General features: G+C 54.0%; 11 protein-coding genes. All 11 read right to left on the bottom strand.

Annotated features, from left to right (window positions below; translation table 11 throughout):
* Positions 1-509 (bottom strand): Mov34/MPN/PAD-1 family protein (locus tag JOE25_RS26335; protein ID WP_209640595.1); only part of this gene is annotated, 509 nt, incomplete at its 3' end.
* Between the two features lie 8 nt (positions 510-517).
* Positions 518-1,270: a phage minor tail protein L gene (locus tag JOE25_RS26330; RefSeq protein ID WP_209640598.1), complete on the bottom strand. Its 753-nt coding sequence runs from the start codon at positions 1,268-1,270 to the stop codon at positions 518-520.
* A gap of 9 nt (positions 1,271-1,279) precedes the next feature.
* Positions 1,280-1,618, bottom strand: coding sequence for a phage tail protein (locus JOE25_RS26325; RefSeq protein ID WP_209640591.1), 339 nt, complete (start codon positions 1,616-1,618; stop codon positions 1,280-1,282).
* Entirely contained in the window at positions 1,618-4,566 is a 2,949-nt protein-coding gene (locus tag JOE25_RS26320; protein WP_209640588.1) for a phage tail tape measure protein, read from the bottom strand. The genes JOE25_RS26325 and JOE25_RS26320 overlap by 1 nt, the downstream gene beginning before the upstream one ends.
* A 232-nt stretch (positions 4,567-4,798) precedes the next feature.
* Positions 4,799-5,158 carry a phage tail protein gene (locus tag JOE25_RS26315; RefSeq protein ID WP_209640585.1) on the bottom strand — a complete coding sequence of 120 codons (360 nt, stop codon included), beginning with the start codon at positions 5,156-5,158 and terminating at the stop codon, positions 4,799-4,801.
* A gap of 9 nt (positions 5,159-5,167) precedes the next feature.
* The gene (locus JOE25_RS26310; RefSeq protein ID WP_348539732.1) at positions 5,168-5,422 is read right to left on the bottom strand and encodes an immunoglobulin domain-containing protein; all 255 of its coding nucleotides are present in this window, start codon (positions 5,420-5,422) and stop codon (positions 5,168-5,170) included.
* A gap of 5 nt (positions 5,423-5,427) precedes the next feature.
* A complete protein-coding gene (locus JOE25_RS26305) occupies positions 5,428-5,883 on the bottom strand; it encodes a phage tail protein (protein WP_209640580.1) in 456 nt (151 codons plus the stop codon).
* A 33-nt stretch (positions 5,884-5,916) separates the two neighbouring features.
* Entirely contained in the window at positions 5,917-6,321 is a 405-nt protein-coding gene (locus JOE25_RS26300) for an HK97-gp10 family putative phage morphogenesis protein (RefSeq protein WP_209640577.1), read from the bottom strand.
* Positions 6,318-6,707, bottom strand: a complete 390-nt coding sequence (locus JOE25_RS26295; protein ID WP_209640574.1) for a hypothetical protein — start codon at positions 6,705-6,707, stop codon at positions 6,318-6,320. The genes JOE25_RS26300 and JOE25_RS26295 overlap by 4 nt, the downstream gene beginning before the upstream one ends.
* Positions 6,694-7,032, bottom strand: a complete 339-nt coding sequence (locus tag JOE25_RS26290; RefSeq protein WP_209640570.1) for a phage head closure protein — start codon at positions 7,030-7,032, stop codon at positions 6,694-6,696. The genes JOE25_RS26295 and JOE25_RS26290 overlap by 14 nt, the downstream gene beginning before the upstream one ends.
* On the bottom strand, positions 7,029-7,355 hold the full coding sequence (locus JOE25_RS26285) for a head-tail connector protein (protein WP_209640567.1): 327 nt from the start codon (positions 7,353-7,355) through the stop codon (positions 7,029-7,031). Before JOE25_RS26285 ends, JOE25_RS26290 begins: the two co-directional genes overlap by 4 nt.
* Positions 7,356-7,492 lie beyond the last annotated feature (137 nt).

Genomic DNA, 7,492 nt, shown 5'->3' with positions numbered 1-7,492 from the left:
TCACGGAAGCCGCATTCATGCCAGTTGTCCATGTAAAGGTTTTCGCCCCTTTCCCACCACGGGTAATCAACGCGGTAATCGCGCAATTCAACACCGTGCTGCTGCCGGAAATAACTCATGACCAGCCCCCAACAGTCCGTATGCCCCAGTACAAACTGGCGCCCTACTAACGGCAAATCTCCACGCGGTATAACCGTGCGCAAATCCCCTTCAGGCCAACTGACAATCACCCAGGGAAGCTCTAACGCGTCACACTGTGCCTTATCCAGTTCACTCGGCTGCGTGGTGGCATCAGGGTGGCTATGCACAATCATTGTGACTGTGCCCCACTCCGATGCGGTTACGTAGCCTTCTGGCGCCAGGTGAAATTGTTCAGTAGGGTTTTCAGCCAGGTTACGGCATGGGAAGTAACGCTCAACGCGAGATTTTTGCGCCACTATGCCGCAACACTCGCGCGGATACTCAGTCTCAGCATGCGCCATAATGGCCGCTATGGTTTTTTCTTTCATATCTCCCCCTACTGCCGGATTAATGAGGCACCGGGGAACCCACCGAACGGCAACGGTTCGTTCTCGCCAAAACGTTTTTGGCAATCGCTCAGTAGCCCGCCGCAACGGTCCTTGCTGGGGTCATCAACCGGGTTTCCCTTGTCGTCAAAGTATCGGGTACCGGCATAATCGCAGCCTTTACCTGTGCGGTACCAGCCACGCGAGCACCAGGTACATAAACTGTGAATTTGCCGGGTCGGGATACGTAGGCCTCGTAGGTCAGCAGGACTGGACAATTCGAACTCAACCGACTCATCGCTTTCCGTTACCTTGCGATCAATGTAGAAGACCTGCAGCTTTTCCTGCACCGGATCAGCTGTAGGGTTACCCTCTGGAAAATTACGGGCGTCGAGATAGTGTACCAATGTATCGTGGATCAGCACTTTAGCCTGCGCCATGTCCTCGAACTGGAGGCAAAGCGCGGTGATCAGCCCATCAAGGTTAGCAACCGTTAACTTTGGCTCAGTGCTCTGGCTGTCTGAGGATATTTCCAGTCCCTCAACGGTAAACGGCCACGGCCCGTACTCCTTGCCCCGCCACCAGATCGATTTTGCAGGTAGCTTCGTTTCGTCTCCGCCTGCTGCAGCCAGTTCTTCCGGCGTATAGGGCAGCGTGTCACTATGAAAGCGCAGAATATCAGCACCGAACTTTGTCCCGTCCACTTCAACAAGGCGAACGCGATTGCCCGGCTCCAACTTCTGCAGGTCTGTATTCAGCATGATTAATCTCGGTTAAACGTGGAAGGCCTCGGTAAACGTGGCCGTCAGTGAATAGTTATCGCCGCCCATTGCAATAGGCTTATAGCCTTCGCAGCGGTAGAGGCCGGGAACGTTGGTCGGTGGTGTCCATTGAAAAGATCTCACCCCGTAATGATTTTCGAGAAAGGCGATAATAGGCGTGATGTAGTCATACTTGCCGATAAAAGTCAGGTCCCAGGAACGAATGATCGGGTTAATACCGTCGCCTGAAACCTGCATATAACCATCGCCGAACTGCGCTTTCCTTATACGAAATCGGGTGTCACCGGCAGCATTAACACGCGCCGGATAGTTAAATATCTGAATGGCCATTACATCCCCTTAATTGCTTTCCAGATCGGCTGACCTGGCTTCAGGTTCCGGTTGATGACCTTTTGACTTTCCTGTGCAGCAATATTCCCTATCTGTTTGCCGAAATCCTCCCAACCAGGAGTAGCCTGGGAGCTGACATTACCGCTACTTTCAATTGTGATGTAAACATTTGGGGCGGCAGCAGTCTGTTGCGATGCCCCCATAGCTCGGACACCTAGCGAACCATCCGCACCACGCTTGAGCGGCATGATAGCTTCTGGCCCGGCCTCCCCCATCAAGCCAGCACCTTTGGCAAACGCAAACGTTGTGGGTTGGCTGACCACCTGACCGCTGTAGGAACTCAGGGACGGCGACGAGTAAACACCGCCTTTGGCGTTAGCGAACATCGGTACCTGCCCCGGGTCATTACCGCCAGGTGAGAAGAAACTCATGCCAGCTTTCAGCGCGTTGAACATCGCCATCTTGATCATCATGCTGGCAAGGTCAGTCAGGACGGATTTGGAGAAATCACCAAAGCTGGCTTTGGCTGTGGTAGCAAAGTTGGTCAGCATGCCCGCCATGCCGTCAAACATCCTGCCGGTCGCATCTTTAACCTGCCCATAAACGTTACCGGCATCAGATGACCAGTCCATCATTCCCTTTTTCAGCCCTGCGGTGTAATCACCCTCGATAGCCGCTTTTTCCTGTGCGGCATTGCGGACGATATCAAGCTGCCTCTGCTGCTCACTGGCAAGAATGGCCGTCTGTTGAGTGTACTGTTCGGACGATTTGTCCGTCACTTCCTTGTCAAGCTGCAAGCGGTGTTGCTGGAACGACTGCCTGATTTTCTGCTCAGCCACCATCTGATCATAGGCGTCAGTTGACATGGTCATCTGCGCATTACGGTTGGCGTACTCCTGCTGTTTCGCAGCCGTTTCCATCACCAGGCTACGGGTTTGTTCCAACAGTTTTTTGCCAATCTCACGTTCACGGTTTGCCTTTTCCAGCGCCACATTTTCGGTTAATTGCGCCCTGATCTGGTCTTGCATGGACAAAAGGCTTTTTTGACCGGTGGTTAGTTTCTTACCCTGAAGCCCTGCAATCTCCTGATCGAAGGCCACCAGCTTTTTCTGCGATTCGGTCAGTTTGTCGGTATCTTGCGCCTGTGCGCGCAATACAGAAGATTGTTGCTGCAACTGTTGCAGACGTCTTACGCCTTCACTATCGCTATATGCAGCCCCTTTGGACTTTTCTCCATACTGCTTGTTAATGCCCTTCAACGCCTGCGCATATTCGTCTGCCGTCAGTTTTCCGGCCTTAAACTGCGCCGATACAATACCCGTTAAGCGGGCCTGTTCCTTTTTAGGATCAGCACCAGCCTTAATAGCGGCGGAGACTTCATTCTGTAACTTTAACTCTTTCCGGGCGGCTTCCTGTTCTTGTTGCCGCCGCTTGTACAGCTCTTCGTTGGTTTTCTTCACCTCGTTAGCGGTATCGTTGCTGATATCCAGCTTAACGCCCTGTGCCAGGGCCTGCGCCTGGCCGGTTTTCATCTGCGCCTGACCGATGATATCGAACGCGGACGCCACTTCATTTTTCAGCGACTTCCAGATAGACGCCAATCCGCCGACGCTGTTCTCCTGCTCGGTGACTTTGGCTTTCACATCATCAAGGTATTTCTGCTGAAGTAGCGCCGTCGCTTCACTGGTTTTCCCCTGCCGGGACAGCGTGGCGATATGATCGATAAACGTGGTGTTGAGCTGAACGCCCTGATTAGTCAATGCCTCCATTGCCTTTAGAGGTTCACCGCTCAGGCTTGATAGCGTCGAAACAAGATCATCAGATGACATACCCAGCTCGTTCATACGGGTGCCGGTTTCAGCTATTTCCGACAGCATATTGCCACCAAATCCAGCGCCGGCGGCGCTGGTGACAGCCTTAACCGCATTCTCTGTGCCGCCGAGCGTCATCATCAGCATGCGCAGATCATTCACCGTCATAATGGCCTGAAGCCCTGACTTTTGAAGCGCTACGGTATATGCCTTGGTCTCTGCCTCCCCTTTTTGAAACGCGGTATACAATGCCGTGGCACCGGCAACCGCCGCCATGATGCTTAAGCCTACCGGGCCACCCAGCAGGGCCAGAGCGCTTTTCATCAAGTTAGTGCTTACCGCTGCCGCGCGCGCCGTAAAGGAAACTTCCTTGTTGGCCACGCTGATTTGGTTCAGGGAGGAAAGCAGGTTAGTTTTGCCTTGGGACTCAGCAATATCCGCCGCTAGCACCGCTTTTGATGCCTGCGCCATTTTTTCCTTGGCGCTGACCTCAGCAAGATTAGCCTCGCGCACCTGGCGGTGAATGTCGGCATACTCTTTTTGATAGCTGACCGAAAGGCCGTAGAGCTGGTTCTCCTGATTTTTAGCCGCATAGAAGCGCGCCATTTCCTGCGCCTGCTCGCGGGAGGCTTGCGCCTGTTCACGGGTACGCTTAGCCGCGTCGAACTGCGCCTGAGCCTGCTGGCGTGCAGATTGTGCCTGTTCAATCTGTCCCTGCGACGCCTTGTTAAACTCAAGGGCAGCAGCCTTCGCTGCTTCGCGTTGGGCCTCCCAGCCACTTGTCAGCCCCTTAAAGCCGATGAAGGTGCGGTCGAGCGTCGGGATTAATGTATTGGCCAGCGTGCTAACCGCGATGTTACTCCCACCGGCCAGGCCGCTGATCACACTTCGCAGCCCTTCGAAGCCGCCCTGACTGGCGCTGAGCGCACCACTCAAAGAGTTAAGCTGACCGCCGGTGCGCTTCGCCTGATTGCCTATCTGGGTCAGCGCTTCAGTGGTTTTCTGGCTTTCCTGCTGCGCCTTGCCCGTAAAGTTTTTTGACGCGGTTTCTGCCGTTCTGAATGAATCGACAATTTGAGATTTAAAACTGGCGGAATTCAGGTGAAGCGCTACCGCCAGAGTAGCTACATCGGCCATTACATGAGCGCTCGCATAACGGCAGCACACTGTTCATCAACATCAGATGCGACAGGGGCTGACAGATTGACAGGGGGCGGGATAGCAGTATCGGACGTTGCCTTATCCACCAGCGAATAGAATGCCTCCCAGTGCTGGATAATAGAGGCCGGGAGGGCTGCAATTTTTCTGACGTCAGGCTCACCGAAGCGATCGGCCAACTGATAGATCAGCCATAGCCACGGTGAGTGGGTCAGTTTTTTTCGGCTTCCTCCAGCGTGCCGTAGCTGTGGCTCTGGATAGCGCGGATTGCATCAAATAACGCCGCGTTATCATGAGCTGCCAGCAGTTCCGCCGGTGAAGGCAAATCAGATGCAGGTACTGATTTACCCTGTTCGTCAACCAGTGCACAGAGGATCAACTGAGCGCCAAGCAGTGTTGCTGCCTTTTGGTCACTCTCTAACTGTGCCTTTCCAAGCCCTTCGTCGTAATCCATCAGTTCACATACCGTCAGGCGGCGAATATGTACCGGCACGCCAAACAGCGTGTGCGGCACCGCCGTATTGGTGGGTTGAAGCAGAGCGGTCTTGAGGTTGATTTTCTTCTGGGTCATGCCATTTCCTTACTTAATGGTTACGGTTGCGGTAGTGCTGTTGATGGTGTCTGACCGCTCGGCAGACAACACCACGCGATAAGCGCCTGCATCTGCCGCCACAACTGAATTTTTGGTATAGGTGGCAGCGGTGGCACCGCTTATGTCGGAGCCGTTTTTCTGCCATTGGTATTTAACGGGCTTGCCGTTACTGGAGGTAGCCGCAACAGTCAGGGACAAATTGCCCCCGACCGCCAGATCAACGTTCTTCGGCTGGGTAGTCACGCTGATCACACCTTTGGGGCCACAGCACCCCATGTGTTGCTGTTCTGCTTGCCCTGAACCGTAATCTGAATGACTTCACTCGCTGGCGCGGCAATCTCATTCATCTTCCATCCGGACAGCGACAGAATGGAAGTGGAGGTGCGACCGTTTGGCAGTTCAACATAAAACTGCACGGTTTCACGGTTGTCCGCAGCGGTAAGGAACGCAGCAAAATCAGTATTGGATGGGTCGTCGATAAACCCGATTGATTTCTCCGCTCCTTCGGGCAGATCGGAGATAAATTGCTTGGTAGTGTCGATCAGCGTGGTGCAATCCACAAAGCTGCCGGTCTGTCCCATTTCACCTACCGCCTTACAATTAACCAGTGCTTTCATTGCAGTTGGTGCGGCGCCGACAGTGCCCCATTTTACCACTGTGCCAGCAGGCAGCATGGCGTACTCTGGCGAAGTTTTATCAGCCATATTTCCTCTCTTAAATGATTGTGGCAGCGGTCGCTACCGGTTTTCTATGCCGTAGCGGAGTTCTGCCGCCAGGATGCGTAACACGCGGGTTTTGTTGTAATCCAGAGCGGGTCGGATAAACGGATTTCCGACCTGCTTCACCGTGCCAAACTCTTGTGCCAGCGCCTTCATGTGATGCTTTTTGCTGGGACCAACCTTGAAAGTGATTACCGTCAAATAGCGGGCGTCTTTCATACGGCTCGTACTGCGTATTTTTATATCGTCCCGCATGTGTGGCCCGGAATTGCTCTCATCAAAGCCCGCATGTTGCTTCATGTCCTCTAGCACTGGCTCCAGTGCTACCCGCCCAGCATCACGCAGTACCTTGACCGCATCATCCCCCATTGCTTTAAGCTGACGCTCAAGCGCATCAAGGCCCGTAACGTTAATGCTGATCATACGGCGTCCTCCGGGTAGCAGATGATGTAATCGCGTACCAGGCGGTATTGGGTGCTGTTGTTGGTCAGCGTGGTTGCGCCTTGCAACATCGTGCCACGTGTCACCGTCTGAACCGGCCAGCGGCCAATATGTCCGTGCTGAATACCTTCCCAGACTGTGCAGATGGCCTTATCCAGTTCAATCAGGCGGGCGTAATCGTTGATTACGTACAGCGAAATCTGAAAGCGCCCCTGAACCAGCGCGGTGCTGGCCAGCCCGGTATCAAATTTAGGGTCAGTGATTTTCTGATACGTCACCCCCTCCTGTTCAGGGTCGGGCAACAACAGCGGGTATGCCGGCAGGCTGGTTAACGCCTCCAGCGCCGCTTTGATGTCATACTCGATCATGACGAATATCTGCCTCCGCCGTAATTAACAGTCGGTCTGACTGCGAGCGGTCCGGTGCGCGAACGGTAAAGGTTCGCTTTTGAAAAACCACCTGCCAGTCAACGGTAATTTCATCACGCGGGCGCAGCGTGAACAGCATGGTTTCCACCACTTGACCTTGCTCACCTGTCCGAATTTTGCGGTTAGAAATCGGCTCGGCATCCGCCCAGACCTCTTTCACAAACTCGAAGGATTTCACCGGCGAACCGGTTTGCTCATCGCGAATAGTGACAGGGCGAAAAAGCCCGATGCGAAAACGAAGCTGCCCAGCGCGTAATGATTTCATAGCCCGTAAATCCGATAAGGTTGAAGTAGAGACTCGACGGCCAACGGCAATTTGGATGCTGATGCGCCGACTACAGCGGCCTCCCGGTTGGCATACCAATGCCCGATACAGAGCAGCATGGCTGTACGAACGTCATCATCCAGCAAAAGCCGATCTTCGTCGTCCTCATAGCCAGGGTCTGACTTACTGGCGTAGAGGGTGCGACGGGTATACATCTCAACATGCTTTTTCGCAGCACCAATGAATACGCCAATCAGCTTGTCGTCCACACTGAAATCAAGCTCCAGCCGGCAATGCTCTTTCACCAATTCCAGCTCTAACATGGCTCACCTTACTTTTTGGTTTTCTTGCCTGCTTCTGGCTGCTCTGGCTGCTCTGGCTGCTCTGGCTGCTCTGGCTGCTCTGGCTGCTCTGGCTGCTCTGGCTGCTCTGGCTGCTCTGGCTGCTCTGGCTGCTCTGG

This window comes from Serratia sp. PL17, assembly GCF_017832355.1.
Taxonomy (GTDB): Bacteria; Pseudomonadota; Gammaproteobacteria; order Enterobacterales; family Enterobacteriaceae; genus Serratia.
The sequence above is the reverse complement of the archived record's forward strand: the minus strand, read 5'-3'. Positions and strand labels throughout refer to the sequence as shown.